We start from the raw sequence: 19,572 nt of genomic DNA on the forward strand, positions 1-19,572 counted from the left end.
ACCTGCCCGGGCGCCGGTACCGGCGCCTTCTTCAGCCTGGAACAGATTCAGGAACGCGCTGCAAAGATCGACATGTGACCGCTTCAAGCCGGCCCCTGGCTCGGAAGCCTTCGGAAGAACTCGTATTCCGGAAACTTCGCCAACTCTCCCGAGCGTTTGATTGGCCGGGGGACTTCGAGTCTCCACCGCGGTGCTCGACAATGGCCCGTCAATGGCGCCTGCTCGCGTAGCTGCGGGCGCCATTCGTTGTGTCATCCGAACATGTCGTCGCCGGATTAGCAACAATTCAACGGCCGCCGAATCACGCCGCTTCTTCAGGTGATGTTCCCGCAGGTCCGGGCTGCTGCTGCGCCCTTCCAGAAAGTCGGTCGTCTCCCCCTGAGCCGCGTGCCTTCCCGGCCCCGAAATAATCGACCGCCTCAGTCCAGCCATTGAAGATACGACTTCGAACTCACTTTGAAAAAATCTCTGCGTGGCTTCTGCTGACAGTTCCGTTCTGGACGGCGGATGCTGAGGATTCAAAGACAAATCCAGCCTGACAGCCATCTTAAGAAGAAAACAGAAATATTGTCTAAGAAACCACAGGGCGGTGGGTCATCTTCTATGAGAGGATGAATGGTCTTGACTCCAACCTGCCAAACACCACAAACGGGACTTATCTTGGAACCGACTCCGCACGTCAACGACTGCCGTGCCACGGGCGTGAGCGAACTCACGTTGCGGTGTTTGTTCGATTCCGAAGAAACGCCTCTGCTGCGTTATGCGTTTTCGCTGGTGGGGCGGCGAGCCGTCGCTGAAGACATTGTGCAGGAAGTGTTTCTACAGCTTCATTCGCACTGGGCTGACGTGGAATCGCCGAAAGCGTGGCTGTATCGAGCCGTGCGGAATCGAGCCTACAACCACGTCCGCGACAGTAAACGAGAAGTCCTGATCGACGTCGATTGCGATGCGCAGGCCGGTGCTTCTGAAGATGACTCGCCTTCCGCATCGCTGGAACACATGGAAGCCGTGGCGGCTGTCAGGCAAAGTCTGGAAGACCTGGATGAATCTGATCGGCAGCTGGTTCAGCTGAAGTATTTCAAAGACCTGAAGTATCGCGACATCAGTACTCAAACGGGCCTGAGCATCGGCAACGTCGGCTATCGACTGCACCATATTTTAAAGGAGCTGGCAGACAAACTGCGGAAGCTCGGATTCGACGAAAAGTCATGAACCAACAATCACACAACTCAAACATGGAAGACAACATCGAACCAGAACTGGAAGCTCGCATCATCGCTTTGGTGCTGGGTGAAGCATCCGATTTCGAATCCGAAGAACTCAATCGCCTGATTGCTCAGCGACCAGAACTGGCAGCGTTCAGGCAGCGTATGGAACGTGTTCACGGACTGCTGAGCGAAGTTGGGACAGGTGAGTTCGATGCTCCGTCGGGCGAATGGAAGCTTTCGGCAGGTAAACGCAACGCGGTGCTGGCTGCGATTCGCGGAGAAGCAACGATTCAGGCCGCAATTCAGGGAGAGAATCCGGCTGTAACTCAAGGCATGTCAGCTCGACGGCGCTGGCGATGGAAGCTGGCCGCAACGTTGGGTGGTGCCTGTCTGGCTGGATTCATTGGAGTGATGGCGTGGCCGTCGTTGTTCAATCAAAGTCCGGACGCAACATTGATTGCATCAAATCAACCCCATGCTTCGGGATCTGAATTGCGGGGCGGTACGAATTTTACGTTTCAAGACGGTTCCATCACCAACATGGATGACTGGTACGCGAGTGATAGTCGAGAAATCTCGCCTGCCGACGCTCGCGGTTTAGGATTCGGCAAGGCATCGACGGAAGCACTGTCAGTGATTCAGAAGACGCTCGGTGCAGGGGCCACACTTCCGGGCCCCACATATCTGGACGATGACATTCAGTATTTTGACGATGGTCCGAAATTCAAACTGAGTGATGAATCTATCGATGACGCCGATGAGCTTGCTGCCATGGCAGAGGAAAGCTCGCTGAATCTTCGAGGTGAAGTGAGCGTTCAGAAGATGCAGGATCTGGGGATTCTAATCCTGAAGGGAAACGAAGCTGACGTTGAAGAGGTAAGGTCTCTGGTGGAAAAATTGGATCAGGAACAAGCCGTTGCACACAACGATGCTGGCCCAGCGATGGACCTGAATTCCGCGGAACTCATGGCACAAAACAATACGACGTGGTTGTTCCGGAACGGAACCTCGAATCAGGAAATCATCAATCGTTTGCCTGGTAGGGAGCATGACGAGTACATCACCGATCCGCTGCGAGCGGCTGGCGCCGAACACAAAGACGTGCCTGGGCATGATGCCGCATCCGGCACAGAAAGCATGCTGAGCGAACTAACGACGCCGGAGATTGGGCCTGTGTCCGGACTGGCGATCACTGACGGAGGTGACCAGCCGTCCGGAGCTGCCAATGCGGACAACGAGTTCGCACGCATTGCAGGTCCGATCGCCCAATCGCTCGGGGGAGCGGTGACGCCCGAGACTGAATCGGCATCCGGACTTCAAGCCGGCGACGGGCTTGCACTGCTTTACGAAAGTGAATCGAAGTGGGGACGGCAAAGTGAATCGCAAGGGGATCCAGCTGTTGCTTTGAATCAATCGCCGATCATTGAAGGCTTTAACGACAAGGCGACCGTGACTCGAAACAGGGAATCGCAAACAGTGGATCCTGCCATGGATCGTTTCCGGTTTGATTCAGGAAAACAGAGTAACACCTCCGGATCGCCGGCCACTTCTCACTTCAACTCGAATGGTGAACAGCCGGGCGTTGGGCAATACAACTTCCAGGTTATTCCACAAACTGAAGCGAACTCCAGCCAGGAAGAAGGAAGCACCGTGCGTGCGATCGAACTGCAACACGGTTCGCCAGCTGAACTGCTGAGTAGACTCGGTGACACGTTCAGTCGCGGAGAAGCGGCTATGGAAAATGAGCCGTCGCCCCATCCTTTCGCCGTTGATGCTTCTGAAGTCGACGCTGAGAAGAAGGATGTGGTGGAATACTTAGGCCGAGCGGGCGGGCCGACAGAGTCCATAGGTGCAGAGCCACAGGTTGTCATTCCGTCCTTCTCGGGCACTACGGCGATTCCCGACCTTCAACAGCAACCTGAAGCTCAACCGCATCTCTTTTTCACGTGGCGATCTCCCGCTGATTTTGGTGTCGCAGAGGCTGAAGAGCTGAAGCCTGTTCTACCCGAAGCACTAATTGCGGAGGAGAAGGCAAAGCTGGAGCAGCAGATTCAACAGAACGAGCGGATCGGCGAAAGAGCAAAAGGACTCTCCACACTGAACGCCATTGACCAAACCATAGCGTCATCGATTCATGACTATGCGTTGCTTGGCGCAACGTCATGGTCAGAATTAGCGGCGCGTCGGGATGGCAGTACAAAAGTACCGACTTCAGCTCTGTCTAAAGCAACTTCTGTTGCCAGCCTCAGCGAAAAGACAGCAGCAGAAGACGCCTTCTCCACCTTCTCTCTGCATGTCAGCGACGTATCGTTCAAGCTGGCAATGGCGGCTCTTGGCAAGGGCGAATGGCCGGAGGCGGCGAAGGTTCGGATTGAAGAATTCGTCAATGCTTTCGATTATGGCGATCCCATGCCAGCCAACGGTGAAAAGGTGGCATGTGCCATTGAACAGTCGATTCATCCGTTCGTGCAACAGCGAAACCTGCTACGAGTTTCCATGAGAACCGCAGCGGCTGGGCGAGCCAGTCAGACTCCGCTGCGATTGACGTTCGTGCTGGATAATTCCGGTTCGATGGAACGCATCGATCGACAGCAAACGGTTCGTCGAGCGTTCGCGATGCTGGCTCAGCAGTTGACGCCCGTCGATCAGGTCACGCTGATTAGTTTCGCTCGCCAGCCTCGACTGCTGGCCGACAAAGTGGCTGGTGCCGATGCGGGCAAGCTGGTGGGGCTCATCGACGAACTGCCCAGCGAAGGCGGCACCAACATCGAAGCGGCTTTGCAGCTGGCCTTCGAAAAGGCTCGGGAGCAACAGACGTCCAGTGCTCAGAACCGCATCATTCTGCTGACCGATGGGGCCGTCAACCTGGGCAATGCCAACCCGGCAAGCCTGTCGCAGATGGTGACTGCCATGAGAAACTCGGGCATCGCCTTTGACGCGGCCGGAATCAGTGCCGACGGGCTGAACGACGAAGTTCTGGAAGCGTTAGCTCGCCAGGGCGACGGTCGTTACTACCTGCTGGATTCGCTGGAAGCTGCCGACGACGGCTTTGCCAAACAGATCGCCGGTTCTCTGCGACCTTCTGCGAAGAACGTCAAGGTGCAGGTGGAATTCAATCCGAAACGAGTCGGCCGTTACAAACTGCTGGGCTTTGAAAAACACATCCTGAAAAAGGAAGACTTCCGCAACGACAAAGTCGACGCCGCGGAAATGGCCGCGGCCGAAGCGGGAGTCGCCATGTATCAATTCGAAGCGTTGCCCGATGGTGAAGGCGATGTCGGTTCGGTGTCGGTGAGGTTTCAGGATTTGTCGACGGGAGAAATGGTCGAAAACCGCTGGCCCATTCCGTACGAAGCCGATGCAGCTCGCCCTGATCAGGCCGCAGGCTCACTTCGCGTCGCCACAAGTGCCGCGATGCTGGCGGCGAAGCTGCGAGGTGAACCGTTGGGCGAATCGGTCGACCTTCAGGTGCTGTCCGGGCTGCTGTCCGGACTGCCGGAACCGTTCCGCAACGATACACGAGTGCTGCAACTGCAGCAGATGATTGAACAAGCGAGACAGTTAAGTAGGAAGTAGAGGGAGGCCGGGCCAGGGAACGCAGTGAGGATGTTCCGGCAGTGTATTGAATAACAGATCTGCAAATGCCGGAACTGCGTTCCGCTTGATTCGGCCTGCTGAACCAAACCTCTTGTGTTCACGGGGCTCACAGCCTGTTGAAAAACGGGACTGGCTCAAGCAGGAAACCTTACAACACGACGGTTTCCAGCCGTCCTGAGTGCCTGTTCCGGTTTTCAACGGACAGCTAAGCCCGAAATGAAGAGCAACATCTGAGATCCTTGAATAACAAAGATGTACGCCGGAACACGCCGGTTGTGTCGTTGGCCTGAACCGCAGTCATTGAAGAAATAGAATTCTATGAGCACAACTTCACTCTCCACGCCGGGCAATTTCCTTCGCCGTTTTGCGAGCCTGGCCGCGTTGATGCTTATCACTCTCATTACCATTCCAGGCTACGCACAGGACGAACCTGCGGAAACGCCTGCCGATGCTGTTCAGGCGGTGACCGCAGACGTGGGTGCAAACGATGAAACGCCCGCTCAGCCTGCGGAAAAAACGGCAACTGACGAACCGGAAACGGGCGACGAAACCACTCCCGCCCCCAAGCCTGCGGAATCACTGCAGACGCCCCCCCCAACCGGCGCGACCATCGGGACGTCAACCTCAGACGACGGAGCACGTACAATCATCATTCAGGGCCCGCCGGCCATTCCAGATCCGGCGTTGTTCTATTCGGCGATCGCCAAAGCGACGGCCAATGTCGGAATGGACCACATCGAACAATCCATCGATGTGACTCTGAAGATCGTGCAGGGCAAAGCGACAACTGTTTCGTTGGGAATCAACGGCACGGATGCAGTGCTTGATGTGGCTGGAGACAATCTCAAGGCGTGGTCAGTGCGGCAGCAGGGAAACAATCGGTTTTTGGACCTGACGGTTCGCGACGCGGACAAACGCCTGATCGTGAAGGTCAATCTTCGTTCAGCGAAGTACGACTTAAAACAACCCGTAGCTATCGAACTCACACATCTCACGCCGGGCGATGCCCTGGGTTTTGACAGCGTTGTCAACGTGCAGTATGCAGCGGAAATCGAAGCTGCAGTGACAGATGTTACCGGGTTTGCTCCGCTGGATTCGTCGGATGGCATTAGTCGGTTTCAGTCGCCGACCGGTGGACAAATCAAGCTGCTGCTGAACAAAGCGGGAGCTTCTCCCGCCGCCGTCGAACTGACGAACACGACTCTAAGGGGCGACGTACACGCCAATGGAAATTCAATTCTGTTTCAGTTTTCGGGCACGGCCAACGTAACGGAAGCCAATGCCGAGATCACCATTCTTTCGGGCAACGCGGCCGTCACAGAAGTGCCAACCAACGACAATTACAGGTTGCGTCTGACGACCAACGAAAACCAAACCGTGTACAAACTGGTGTTTCCGGAAGCGGGCACGTTCGCCGTGTCGCTGGAGTTCGTTGCGGCAGTGTCATCGTCCACCGGCAACGTTCGCAGCATGGACTTCACCATCGGTGCCAGTGCCGTGGTGCCGTTGACACTGAGCGGGCTGGACCCGGACCTTGACTTCCATCGAGACCAGGAATCCGTCGTTCCTTTGCACAACGACAACAACTGGGTGGGATTTCTGCCGGCAACAGGTCGAGCCAAACTATCGTGGAAGACGGCTCGCAAAACGGGCGATGGCAAGCTGTTCTTTTCAACCACGGGAACCATTGAAGCTCAGGTCGGAGCTGGTTTGCTGCGTCAAGATCATCAAATCGACTATCAGGTTTTGCAGGGCGAACTCACATCGTTCAAAATTCTACTGCAGGGGCCGGGGGAAATTCTTGACGTGGCTGGCCCCAATATCGTCGGCTGGACGGTCACCAATCAGGGCGACGATCGTCTGCTGGAAGCAACGCTCAGCCAGCCAATCACCGGTACCAGTCAGATCAAAGTTCGCAGCCAAACAGCGCTGGGGGCGTTTCCGGTGCGAGTCGAAGGATTGCGGTTAGTGCCCATCGGCGCCATCCGTCATTCTGGTTTTCTGCGGATCACAAACGCTGGTTCCGTCCGGTTGGAACCAACGGAACTCAGCGGGCTGACTCAGCTGTCCCCCGAACAATTCCCCGGCGACGCCATCGAGGCACGTCAGATTTTCGTGTATCGCTTTCCGGCCGCCGATCACGCGTTCTCAGTCGCCGCCGATCGCATCGAACCGGAAGTCAATGTGTCGCAGCTGGTCTTGTATCAGCTGGGCGAAACGGATCGAGTCATCACAGCGGACATCGAACTTGATATCCGAGAAGCCGCGATACGCGAATGGAGTTTCGGCATTCCCGAAGATTATTCAGTGGTGTCCGTCACAGGAGCCAGCGTGGTCGACTACATCGTCGCTTCAACTGTTGCCGATGGTCGCCGCATTTTGAAAGTGATCTTTGGTAAAGACATTGCCGGGCGACAACTGGTGACTCTGAATCTGGAGAAGAGTGAAGTTGCCGCCGCGGGCAACTGGGTTCTGCAACGTATCGAATATCCAGAAGCGAAGACCGTGCGAGGTGCCATCGGAGTTGTCGGGGCGCCTGGTTTTCGAGTCGGCGTGGGACAGACGGATTTGCTGGTGGAAAAGCCGTTGTCGTACTTTCCGAAACCGTCGGCTCAACTGCAGCAGGCATTTCGAATTCGTGAACCAGGCTGGTCGGCCACCATGCAGATCGAATTGCTCGACCGCAGCGTGCAGTCAGACGTGTTTCATCTGTATTCGCTGAGCCAGGAAACGGTTTACGGCAGTGCCCTGATCAACTACTTCGTCACGGGAGCTCCGGTTTCGGAATGGCGAGTCACCGTGCCCGAAACCATGGGAAACGTGATGGTCGACGGCCAGGACGTGCGAACATGGCGAAGAGAATCTGACACGCTGATTGTGTCTCTGCATCAGCCCGTGATGGGAGCGTACACATTGCTGGTGACGTTTGAAGAAAAGCCCGACAAAACGAACAGCACGTTTCAGGCTGGCCAGGTTATTCCGGCAGGCGTGCAGGGCGAACGAGGCTATATTCAGGTGGTCAGCCCGATGCAGGTGGAAATCGAAACCGTTTCGATGACCGACGACATGCTGAAACTTGATCCTCTGGAACTGCCGGCCGAATTCCGCCTGCTGAGCACCGCTCCGCCGCTGGGAACGTGGCAGTACACCAGTCGCCCGTTTAATTTGAATTTGAAAGTCAGCTGGTTCGAACCGGGGACAACCGTGGATCAGGTGGTGGAATTTTCAGAAGCCAACAGCCGAGTTTCTCAGGACGGCGAACTGGTGACGGATGTTCTGTACTACGTCAAATCGCGAGGCCAGCGAACATTGCGAATTCAAATTCCCGCCGACCCAGTTCGCTTGTGGGCAGTGTCCGTCAACGGCCAGCCCGTGACAGCTCGTCAGGCCGAAGACGCCACCTTGATTCCCTTGCCAGGTGGTACCGATCCTAACATTCCCATCGAAGTCCGCTTGCGTCTGGGCAAACCCACAGTGAAAGGTTCGCAACCGAAACTCACCCTGCCCGTCGTCTTCGCACCAGTGCTGAAGACTCAATGGGACATCAGCGGCGACGAACATCACGTGCTGGTGCCAGGCAACGGAACAGTCAAGCCGCCCGTCCCCGTGTTGCGGCCGTCAGGTTTTGAATGGGTGGCTCAGCAAGGAATCGTATCGCTGTTGATCATCGGTTTGCTGGCGTGCATTGGGATCTGGATGCGAAACAGATCGGCCGCATGGCGACTGCTGGGTCTTGTGATTTTGGGGGCCGCCATCTTTATGTCCTACACAGCCGCCAACACCGCGTATTCGCAAATCAAAGGCCCGGAACCATTGCAGCTGAGTCTGCCAATTCTGGCGGCCGGCGAAACGGTTGAACTTCAGGTCAGCAGCATGCCTCTGTGGCAAGTCAATCTGTCATGGATCGGCCTGGCTGCAACACTGGCTGGCATCGCGCTGCTTGCGTTGTCGTTCCGAAAGTCTGCGACATCGAGCAGGATGATGCTGCGTTGTGTCGGCATGCTGGCGATTGCGATAGGCGTGTTGTTGCAGGGCGATTCGGCCACATGGTTCTATGGACTGCTGGGTGTCACGATGTTGCTTCTGTTCGTGCGACCAGCCTACGCCGGGTTTCGCGATTTTGGCCGCTGGATTAGTGGCACGTTTGGTCGTTGGAAAGCAAACAGAAAAGCAGAACACGAAAACGTAAACCCAGAAGCGGGGACGGCGTGATGAACTTCAGTCCGCCACCGAGTCGACCTCGGTGGAATCGGGTTTCTGCACTACCGAAAAACCGAACGAGTTCAGTAGTAGGGCAAAGGCCTGATAACCACTGGAATAAAGCCAGTGGCATAGAAATGAAAAGCTCGGCGTCGAACACTGTTTACAAGGCTTCAGCCATGCCACTATCGAATACGACCCCCGCATCACGCACAATTGCCACCGTGATCGCGTTCCTTGCCATCACCCTGTCGTCCACATCGTTCGCCGGGCCACCCAACGGCTTTAACGCGGCCGATTCCATCACGCAGCAATGGAACATCACTCGGACCGACGCGAGGCTGAAGGCCACGAGCTCAATCATCGTGACCGGTCAACCAGGCGATCAATTCACGCTGCTGAAATCGCCCGCCGTTCTGACGAACTTCAACGGCGAAGGCTTGCGACTGACCAAACACGACATCCCCAACGAAGGGCTAAGCTACGTCATCAGCATTCCTCTGGCGAACCAGGCAATCGCCAAAACTTTCACGGCCACGTTCGAATACCAACTGGAAGCCATCAACCTGGACGACGTTCCGGTGCTCACAGGTTCAGCAGCCGTTCAACAAATCGACCTCACTTACGACGAGGCGGGCTGGGATATTGTCGGATCGACGGCGGTGCGAATCGAACAGCTCGAAGCCGACGAAAGCTCAACCAAAGCCAAAGTGCTGCTTGGCCCCGGCAAAGGCAGCCTTGCGTTGAAGCCCAGAGTTCGCGATGTGTCGTCCGAGAAAACTCAGTTCTTTGTCGAAGCGTCGAATTTGTTTCTGCCCGGCCCCGGAGTCGTTGACGGCCGCCACCGTTTGAACATCCGCACGTCGCAGGGACAGGTCAGCGAACTCAACGTGCTTATTCCGCAGGGCTCACCGTCAGTTCGGTCAGCGGTCCGGTCGGTTCGTGGCAGTTCGACGCCGATAGTGGCGGGCTGAAACTGCAGATCGAACCCGCTCAATCGCAGGCCTTCGCCGTCCTCATTGAAACTCAACGAGGCCTCGATCCACTGCCGACGAACGTGAAACTGGCTCCGCTGCGGGTCGTCGGAGCGAACGGCGAAGTTGGCCAGGTGGCCATTGCGTTCGGTTCGGAAGCTCAGCCGGAAACTCTGGAAGCCGAAACGATGTCCGCCGTGAACCTAAGCGACTTCGATGCCAGCTTGATGCCAAAGCAACAATCCGTGCTGCATCGCGTCTACCGGTACGGTGCAGAAGGCGGCGAACTTGCTGTGCGAGTTGCACCGGTGGCGTCTGAAGTTCGCGTCGTCAGCAAACAGGTGTTGTCGCTGGGTGATGAACGAGTGGTTCTGGCGGTCAACTTCGCCGCTGGAATTTCGCGAGCGGGTTTGTTTCAACTTAACTTTCCTTTGCCTGATGGGCTGGAAGTGGAATCATTAACCGGTCCCGCGCTGCATCACTGGGCGGAAATTAGCGAAGACGGCAAACGACAGATTGTTCTGCATTTGAATGGCAAAACCATCGGCACGCAAAGTTTCGCGCTGACCTTGTCGGGGACCGCACCGACCGACGTGGCCGAATGGCAGATTCCTCGCTTCGAACTAAACGAAGCCGATCGACACAGTGGCGAACTTGTTGTACGACCAACCACCGGCATTCGACTTCGCACCGTCACGCGTCAAAACGTTTCTGAAACGGATCCTCGCAGTCTGGGCGGTGGTGCTCAGGGAGCGTTGGCGTTCCGGTTGCTGCAACGCGACTGGAGTTTGACGCTGGGCATTGAGAAGCTCGATCCCTGGGTGACCGGTCAGGTGCTGCACGAAGTGACGTTGCGAGAAGGGCAGACTCGATCAGCACTGTACGCCAACTTCGTCGTGCAGAATGCGTCCATCAGTTCGTTGCAGGTTGCTCTGCCAATTGCCAACGAAGACGAAATCAAAACCGTTCGAGCCAGCGGCAACACCGTCAGCGACTTTGTGCGAACGGCTCCCGATTCAAACGTCTGGGAAGTTCAGTTTAAGCGTCGAGTAGTCGGGAAGCTTCAATTCCGCATTGAATACGAACGCCGTGGAGATCGCACAAACGAAGACGAAGCCCTGCGCCCCGCCGATTTTTCACAGGCACGTCAGCTGTCCTACTACTTCGGCATCCGCGCGGGCGGGCGGTTGGAACTGGAACACGATGAACTGACTCAGGGGTGGCAGCGGATCGACTGGAATTCCGTACCGCAGCCTTTGCGGGAAGCCGAAAACCGAAATGCTCCAGCGCTGGCGTTTCGAGCGGTCGCTCCGGCCAACGCGTTAACAATTCGCAGCACTCGGCACTCTCTGGCGGATGCGTTGAAACTGCGAGTCGCGAAGGGATCGCTGACAACCGTGCTTTCGCCCACGGGTGACCAGCTCACCGCGGTTGATCTGGTGATGGAAGTCATTCAGCGCAGCAGTTTAAGCGTTGGTTTGCCCGCAGGCGGCGAACTGTTCAGCATTTTCGTCAACGGCGAAAGCGTGAATTCCATTCGGCAGGGTGGAACCATGAATGCGTGGCAGTTTTACATTCTGCCCGGCATCGACGACCGCACGGCTCAGGTTCGCTTTGTGTATTCAGTGCCCGGTGATCGGCTCAGCAATCTGCAACTCAGCAGCCCGGAATTAAACGTGCCTCTGGAGAACATCCAATGGAACGTGGTTGCCCCGAAAGGCTTTGAACTCAACGACAACGACGGCAACCTGGAACTGATCGGACAGACGAACCAGGAAGACTATGACCGCAATTCGTACCTGACCAAAGCCAGCGGCAAGCGACAAGTGCAGGCTCAACGAGCAACTCAATTGCTGGAACAAGCCAACCAATTGCTGCAGGCCGGCGAACAATCGAAAGCCCGCTGGGCTCTGAACAGCGTCGCCAATCAGTACGCTCTGGATGCCGCGTCGAACGAAGATGCGCGAGTGCAATTAGAAAACCTGCAAACGCAACAAGCGATTGTCGGGCTGAACACTCGCCGTCAGCGTTTGTATCTGGACAACAATCGAGACGACGTGAATGTGGCTGACAATGAACAACTGCGCCAGGCCGCCGCGGCGAATCCGATCCTTCAGCAGGACCAGCTCAACTTCCGTCCTCAGCAGTTGAGCCAGCTTCTACAGGGCAACACCACCGCCGACAACGCAATTCTACAGCGCATCGCAAGTCGTTTGGTCCAGCACCAACACACCACAGAACCAGCACCTCAGGCAATCCTCATCAGTCTTCCGGAAGAAGGCAACATCTACACCTTCGCCCGCAGCGTGCAGGTTGCAGAGAACGCTCCGCTGGAACTGAAGCTCGAATTCGCATCAAAGCTGCAACTGCAACTATGGCAGATCGTCCTTGTATTGCTGCTGCTGGTTGGCGTGGGGCTGGCGATTGCGAACAGCACAACGTGCGATGCAGACCGTGTGCCTGGAATCGCCCAATGATGAGCATTCTAAGCTTGGCAGCCTTCTGAAGAACGGGACTGGCTCATGCAGGAGACCTCAAAACACGGCGGTTTCCAGTCGTCCTGCGTGCCTAACATGTTTCCGTTGGACGTTTGCCAGATGTTGAGTGATTACTCGGTCCTGGTTCCTCAACGGACATCAAAGAGCGTTCAAGTCTGCGTCCGTTTCAAACTGGGGCACCCATGAATGCCAGTTACGCGGCAACGGTGGATCCTCGGAAATCGCCAGCCAGCGGCGTTCGCCGGCAGGTCCCTGGCGAGCTGCCGCTCGACTCAGAACCTGAAAGACTTAACCAGCCGAACAAATGGGCTTCGTACGTGCCATTGCGAAAGTCCAGCAGGATACCAGACATAACAATTGAAGAGACCTGACCCCTTTTTGGCTCGACCCTTTTTTGGCTCACCAAGTCGGAAATACCCGGACGGCACACGATCTACGTTTTCCTACGATTCCCTCGGCAATCGCACCTTGATGGCGGACAGTACAGGGCGGTATACTTGCTCTTACGATCTGAATGGACAGATTCGATCTCAGCAAAGCCCCAATAATCTGACAGTGACGTTTTCCTATGACGCGATTGGTGACCGCAGACATATGGAGACTCAAGGGGCCGGGAGAACAACCTTTTCGTATGACCCTGCTGGCCAGCTTGTGCAACAGAACGATCCGGCAGGAAATATTACAACAAGTACTTATGACTCTGCAGGGCGCAGAACGGCGAAAGTATCGTCCTCGGGCACACGCGCATCCTTCAGCTACGACAACGCAGGAAATCTGATCAATCTCGCAAACCTGAAGAGCAGCGGCACTGTGATCAGTTCCTTTGAGTACCGTTACGATGACGCGAGCAACAGAAATGGAGTCACGGAAGCTGATGGCACTCGTGTGACATGGGCCTATGACAGCAACAACCAGTTGATTGGAGAACGCCGCAGCGGAGCCAGCGGCTATGCCAACACGTTCGTCTACGATCCTGTCGGCAACCGTTTGCTGCTGAACGAAAGCGGCACAAAAACGACAACAACCTACGACGCAGCAAATCAGATTCAGTATTCCGAGGCTTTGTCCGGAAGAACAACTTACACGTTCGACGCAGATGGAAATCAGCAGATCGTTCAACAACCAAATGGTGATCGAACGACGAACGTCTGGGATTACGAGAACCGGTTGAAGGCAGTGGCACTGCCGGATGCCACACGAGTGACCACGTCGTACAATGCGGACAATCGCCGCGTATCACGAGAGGAAGGCTAATGACACTGACAACCTACCAATGGGATCCCGTCACCGATCAGCTTCTTTCTGAAGATGACGGAACGACTCGGACGGACTACACGCACGAACCCAATCTCTACGGCGATCTGCTCTCACAAACCGACGGCACAAACACCTGCTTCTACCACTTCGATGCAAGAGGTGATACGAGGCAGCTCACTGACGACACCGAAACCGTCACAGATTCATGGATCTTCGACGCCTGGGGAAATGTACTGAGCCGAACCGGGATCACACCGACACCGTTCCAGTTTCTTGGCAAGCTAGGCTATGCCTATGATATCCTAATTGGCCTCAACTATGTAAGGGCGAGATGGTATCGCTCACAATCTGGCACGTGGATGAGTGAGGACCCGATCAGGTTCAGTGATGGACTTCTGTTTTTCGAGTACTGCCTCAATTCGCCGATCGTTCGAATCGACCCATCGGGCACATGTAGTTGCTGCTGCTGCCCAGACGAAATAAACCTTTCGCCATTGGGGGAACCAAAATGGGTTCAACCGAACGAAGGGGATGGCACCGCTTTTCCTCCACCTGCGGATTATCCCAGGCTATTCTTTCCGTTTACTGTATACACTAAGCTTTTCATTCTGCACGAACGCATCGAGGCCGAACTTGGTTCAACCTGTTCAGCTACATGGTTTGAATGCGCAAATCACGGTGGGCATCTTGGCCAAAAGCCGTTCAAATGGTTCAGGATCGAGACGTCTCGACCGGGTATGGAACAAAATTGGTCGGATCCGCCACCAAACGAGTGTCCAAGCCGCTTCAATCGAGAATGGTCTGACGAACCAAGTGTGGATGCACGCGACGACCAGGGGACCGCCATAAATTTTCTTTATCGCGTTAAGCCGACCGCAGGATGCACCTGTCCAATCAAAGAGTTGAAGTTCCATTTCTTTGTACAGATGGGGAAAGTCAAAACTGATCCTGGTTCAGGACATCTAGTTAATTTTGAGTATGCTCGCAAACCTGTCCTGAAACCTGGCTGGCACTCTGAGATGGAGGAATTGGGCTGTAACATGGATGCGCTGAAGACCGAGTTCCCCAAAGATTTCTGATTTCAGGATGTGAGTTATGCTTGCCTGTATTTTGTGCTCATTGTTTTGCACGCATCCTGCCGGAGCAGAGATGGATGCAATCGATAGAATAGTCAAATCGAGGGAACGAGACCTTGCACTTCAGGCTCTTGCCGTGAATGCCTGGCGCGTCGGGCGAAAAGATCTCTCCCGAAATGCGCTCTCCATGATCCAGGTTGAAGGACAGTGGCGGGACGGCTTGCTGACAATTGCCGCCGACAGAAATCCAGAAGAAGGGGCCGAACTGTATGCATTGCTCTGCGGGAGAATGGCTGGCTGGGAATTCGAATCTGAAGAAAGTGCGCGTCGGTCATATCAAAACGCTTTGTTCCACGGGCGATTTCTCAATTCCCTTCCCATGCCGGCAAGACCGAGCGAGATCTCTTCAGACGTTGAGGTCATTACAGTCGACGCTGATCCTGCATTGATGGCTGGATTGCTGGAACCATATGCAGGTGCGATGACGCGCGAGGCATTCATCGTTCCGTTTCTTGACCAAGTATATCGAAGGAAGGGAAGCGAGAGACTTCAGCAATTGTCCGTGAAGCTCGAGATCGATGATACGGTCCGGCAGGAACTGATCGCGATGGCTCTGACAACATCAATCTCATCCACCTGGACGGAGCAGAATACACTCGATCCCGATCACGTCGTTACCGACGAGGCAGTTTCGACGGTCCTGAAATCGCTCGATTCGATGCTGACTCAAAAGTACTCCGCCACGGCGATCGAAACGCGTGATCTGCGCACCGAGGCCTTGATTCAACAGGCTGTCAGTCCTGCTGAATACAGATGGTGGCTGGTTGAGGCAGCTTACATTGAGACGACACGAGGCTTCAGTGATCTTGGTTCTCGATATGTTGAGGAAGCTGATTCGCGTGGGGCATTTTCCATTCGTGATATTGGCGCACATACGCTGACTTCTCACACCGATCAGGTGTTTTGTGCAATCGCACTTTGCATCGAGCAGGCGCGTCTTGGGGATCCAGTGGGAGCAGTAGGTCGTCTCCGCAATCTCAACCTTCCCGACACTGTTATGGTGGAGTCGGTACTTGAGATGGCGACAGTCATTGGGCGAGATTCGGTGGAGTTGCAAACGATAGCGAATGAGTTAGGCGATACTGATCCGCTTTCAGCAGCATGTCTCCTGATTGGACGGCTCGGAAACAAGCCAACGATTCCACGTTCTCGATGGACAAACACGGCGTGGGCTCACTCGCTCGTCACTCGTGCCAATCAAAATTGGGAATTGGGTCAACATGGACATGAATTCGAATCCAGGACCGCATCTCAAAGAGCCGCAATCTCGCTGCCGCCAGATTGCCAGAACCGACTGCTGCTGCGTTTTCTAAATGAAGAAAGAATCGCTGATGCCCTCAGCATCCTTCATCGCGTGGATATTATCCGCCAGTTTCCGTCGACCACGCTCTTTCGATGCATGAATTCGGAATCTCGCGAAGTAACGCTGGCTGTCTCGCGTGCGATTGCTCAGGCAGAATCAGATCTGGACCAACAATTGAGCACGACCGCAAAAAGCCGTTTGGTGGAGCTTGCGACCGAAAACAACGGAAATGTTCGATATGCAGCGTTGGCGACTCTCGTCGCATTTCACGAGAAATCGGCTGCACCCGTCTTCATCCCGCCAGCTGATAACGACGATGCGGAGACGGAATTCCTGATCTATCTGCTTTCTGGATCGTCCGCTTTCGAATCTGTGCCTTTTGAAGCAGCTTTGGAGTCCGACAATAGCTGGTTGAGAATAAAAGCTGCACGTGAATTGGGCCGGGCCGCAGTTAGCTATGAAGCCGCTTCAGCCTTGGCGAGGAAAAATCTTATTCGTCAACGTAACAACATTCTTGAGAAAATACTGAGTGCAGCTCTAGCAGACAAAAGCGAGTCCGAAAACGAATAGCAGAAAACTCCAATATCAGGGGGCCGATTATTGAGCATTTCGGAGGGTTAGCAATTCGTTGCGATCTTTCAGTTTGCAGAGCAAAGCAAGCGCAAGCTATTGACCCCCTACCAATGGGATCCCGTCACGAATCAGCTTCTTTCTGAAGATGACGGAACAACGCGTACTGACTACACGCACAAGCCCACTCTCTACGGTGACCTGCTCTCACAAACCGACGGCGCCAGTACTCAATTCTACCACTTCGATGCAAACGGCGACACAAGACAGCTCACAGACGAAACAGAAACCATCACAGACTCATGGACCTACGACTCCTGGGGAAACATCCTGAGCCGGACTGGCACAACGCCAACGCCGTTTCAGTTCGTTGGGAGACTTGGCTATGCGTATGATCCACTGCTCGACCTGAACTATGTCCGGGCGAGATGGTACTCACTGCTTTCAAATCGATGGGAAAAATATGAACCAACACCCGTGAAACTGCGGGACGGGCTGGGCGAATCTCTCAAAGGATGTTCCAGTGAGAGATTGCCATTCTAGCGCACATTTAAAATGGAGTCAGACTCAAATGGCCAGGTTCATCCTTCTATCGCTCGTTGTTTGGTTAACGGTCGTTGAGGCTTCCAATGCTTCCAGTGAGTCACAGCCTTCACGAACGATTGCTTCGGCACGTGAGTGTGCGTTGAATGCTCCGGGTTTCTGCCGGCGCATTTTGTGCGAACGTCTTGTGAGGACGTCTACATCCATCGGTCAGATGGATGAATCCGCGACTACCGTTGATCTTGCGGCGAACCCTACTGAACGGTGGGAGTTGGTTATGGAGATTGCAGATCAATTGCGACTGGAAAACCGAATTGCTGAGGCGGAAACGTGGATACGCGATGCCTTCAGCAAGTACTCACCGAACAAGCTGGATTCCGCATTCACACTGCAACAGTGTTTTAAAAATGGAGACTACTGGTCAGCAGCAATGCAGGAGCTGCCGGCCTCCCCTGCAAATTGGTCCTGGGAGATGCGAGCCACCATTGGGGACTTCGAAGGCGTATCGCTCGCATTGGGCGGCAAGACGGTAGATGGGACAACGGAGTCATTCTACAGGATATGCATGCCATACATTCTCAATTCGAATAGCCGTGCGATTGAATCGCTGTTGTGTGCGTGTGTGGAAGCTTCAGAACACGACCGAGTGCTGGGATACCTGGCCGTTCGAACTGACAGAAGGCTTGGCAACCGATATGTCACACCACTCACTGGTCTGTTTCGATCGAGTGACTCAGCTCAGATTGTACAGAATGTCAATCGAGATCGACGGATATCTGATGCCGATCAGATGGACGTCGCGTTTCACTCAGCATTGGCAGCGCACGCACCAGGGAACGAAACATGGACTCTTCTTAGATACGCGGCTCTGGAACTTCAGCGCGAATGTTTCAGCAGCGCCATTCGACATTTGAAGTTTGCTACCGCCAGATTGCAGCACGAAAAGCTCATGGGAGTGAAGCTGCATCCTATGTTTGCCGATGGCCAACTGGCACTGCAGAAAAGGACGTTGGCACTCCTCTGGGCAGAAACGGGAGACGCTCAACAGGCACTTGCTGCGATCAATGAACTTGATGCCCCCGAGAATGGATTTTATACCGCGTTTTATTGCGAATGTGTTTACAGTATCGGCAAACTGCTTCGAGAATCGACGGATGACGTATACGACAGAATTGATGCTCTCAAGACCACTCCTTGCGCAAAATGCTGCCTACTGCTTGGAGTGATCGATACCGCTGCGCGACGACCAGAAGTCGACCAGTGGGGAGACGAACTTGCAGCGTTACAGCTTCTCGAAATCCTCATGCTGAGACTGAATAGGTTCCATGAGACGCCAGAAACTTCACAGTTTTTCGGATCCGACAGCAGACTAGCGATCTACTACTCTGCTGCGATGCAACGAGCCGTCCTTAGGAAACTGGTTGAGAATCGCGATTACGCAGGGCAACTGCGACTTCTTCTTGATGGCAACCCGGAACTTACTTCTGGAAATTCATCCTTCATTATCGATGAGTTGCACACGTTGCCTCCCGCGGTTTTTATCGCGCTCCTGCACCGTTTGCAGACAGGTGGCAACAATGTTGACGAAATGCAAGCTCGAGTTGAACGTCTGACCTTCTCCGTGGATGCGGGGACACGGTATGTGTCATTGAGTCTGCTGGCTCAAATGATTGAACAAGGAGCCACAACAAACGCGCCGTTGTCGGTTCACCTGCAGGATTCCAACGCAGACATTGCATTTGTTGCCCGCGAGTGTCTCACTGTTCGGGAGAGTGATCAGATTGAATGGGCGTCTTTGGGCAAAAGGGTACTTGGAGAATCTCAAAATTCGTCTCTCAGAAGAGCCGCTGCCGCACGCGTCGTCGAAGAGTTGGAGACCGGGGCCGAAATCATCGATTTCCTCCAGCTATTGGAGAACAGCCGAGATTACTTCTCAGTCGTTGAAGCGTCACAGGCGGTATTGAAGCAGAATCCTCGGACATTGAATTCTGAATTAGGCGAAATACTGAACTCAGTTGAAAACAAATGTCATAGTGAATTCATGCACCAATCGATTGCGAAACTCGCGGCTGAGTACGAACTAAGTGTCTCCTCGCCCAGTCAGCGGGACGACAAGCTCTGCAATTGATTTCGCGACATGAATCGCCAAACTACAAGCAACGACCGAATTGTGCTCGGCCAACGAACGTCTGGGATTACGAGAACCGACTGAAGTCAGTGGCACTGCCAAATGCCACACGAGTCACGATGTCGTACAACGCAGACAATCGCCGCGTCTCGAGGGAA

At 54.6% G+C, this 19,572-nt stretch carries 12 protein-coding genes; 10 read left to right on the plus strand and 2 right to left on the minus strand.

Annotated elements, in window-relative coordinates:
* Positions 1 to 432, minus strand: a 432-nt coding sequence (locus R3C20_25210; protein ID MEZ6043809.1) for a hypothetical protein, incomplete at its 3' end; no start/stop codon positions are given.
* A gap of 228 nt (positions 433 to 660) precedes the next feature.
* Between R3C20_25210 and R3C20_25215 the strand changes: the two genes are divergently transcribed.
* The 5 genes from R3C20_25215 to R3C20_25235 all read left to right on the plus strand — a co-directional run bounded on the left by R3C20_25215 (position 661) and on the right by R3C20_25235 (position 12,456).
* Complete coding sequence (locus R3C20_25215) at positions 661 to 1,212, plus strand: RNA polymerase sigma factor (GenBank protein ID MEZ6043810.1); 552 nt, start codon at positions 661 to 663, stop codon at positions 1,210 to 1,212.
* On the plus strand, positions 1,209 to 4,784 hold the full coding sequence (locus tag R3C20_25220; GenBank protein MEZ6043811.1) for a von Willebrand factor type A domain-containing protein: 3,576 nt from the start codon (positions 1,209 to 1,211) through the stop codon (positions 4,782 to 4,784). Before R3C20_25215 ends, R3C20_25220 begins: the two co-directional genes overlap by 4 nt.
* Before the next feature lie 339 nt (positions 4,785 to 5,123).
* Positions 5,124 to 9,017, plus strand: coding sequence for a hypothetical protein (locus R3C20_25225; GenBank protein MEZ6043812.1), 3,894 nt, complete (start codon positions 5,124 to 5,126; stop codon positions 9,015 to 9,017).
* Between the two features lie 125 nt (positions 9,018 to 9,142).
* Entirely contained in the window at positions 9,143 to 9,979 is an 837-nt protein-coding gene (locus R3C20_25230) for a hypothetical protein (GenBank protein ID MEZ6043813.1), read from the plus strand.
* Positions 9,980 to 10,113: 134 nt separating this feature from the next.
* Positions 10,114 to 12,456 (plus strand): hypothetical protein, encoded by a 2,343-nt coding sequence (locus tag R3C20_25235; GenBank protein ID MEZ6043814.1) that lies wholly within the window; start codon positions 10,114 to 10,116, stop codon positions 12,454 to 12,456.
* A 214-nt stretch (positions 12,457 to 12,670) separates the two neighbouring features.
* Here R3C20_25235 and R3C20_25240 read toward each other — a convergent pair whose 3' ends face one another.
* Positions 12,671 to 12,829 (minus strand): hypothetical protein, encoded by a 159-nt coding sequence (locus tag R3C20_25240; GenBank protein ID MEZ6043815.1) that lies wholly within the window; start codon positions 12,827 to 12,829, stop codon positions 12,671 to 12,673.
* A gap of 119 nt (positions 12,830 to 12,948) precedes the next feature.
* Here R3C20_25240 and R3C20_25245 point away from each other — a divergent pair, with 119 nt between their 5' ends.
* The 5 genes from R3C20_25245 (at position 12,949) to R3C20_25265 (ending at position 19,414) form a co-directional block, all read left to right on the plus strand.
* A complete protein-coding gene (locus R3C20_25245) occupies positions 12,949 to 13,731 on the plus strand; it encodes a hypothetical protein (GenBank protein ID MEZ6043816.1) in 783 nt (260 codons plus the stop codon).
* Positions 13,731 to 14,813 (plus strand): RHS repeat-associated core domain-containing protein, encoded by a 1,083-nt coding sequence (locus R3C20_25250; protein ID MEZ6043817.1) that lies wholly within the window; start codon positions 13,731 to 13,733, stop codon positions 14,811 to 14,813. The genes R3C20_25245 and R3C20_25250 overlap by 1 nt, the downstream gene beginning before the upstream one ends.
* Positions 14,814 to 14,997: 184 nt before the next feature.
* Complete coding sequence (locus R3C20_25255) at positions 14,998 to 16,743, plus strand: hypothetical protein (GenBank protein ID MEZ6043818.1); 1,746 nt, start codon at positions 14,998 to 15,000, stop codon at positions 16,741 to 16,743.
* Between the two features lie 99 nt (positions 16,744 to 16,842).
* Positions 16,843 to 17,286, plus strand: a complete 444-nt coding sequence (locus R3C20_25260; protein MEZ6043819.1) for a hypothetical protein — start codon at positions 16,843 to 16,845, stop codon at positions 17,284 to 17,286.
* Positions 17,287 to 17,314: 28 nt separating this feature from the next.
* A complete protein-coding gene (locus R3C20_25265; protein ID MEZ6043820.1) occupies positions 17,315 to 19,414 on the plus strand; it encodes a hypothetical protein in 2,100 nt (699 codons plus the stop codon).
* Positions 19,415 to 19,572 lie beyond the last annotated feature (158 nt).

The organism is Planctomycetaceae bacterium, from assembly GCA_041398825.1.
GTDB lineage: Bacteria > Planctomycetota > Planctomycetia > Planctomycetales > Planctomycetaceae > F1-80-MAGs062.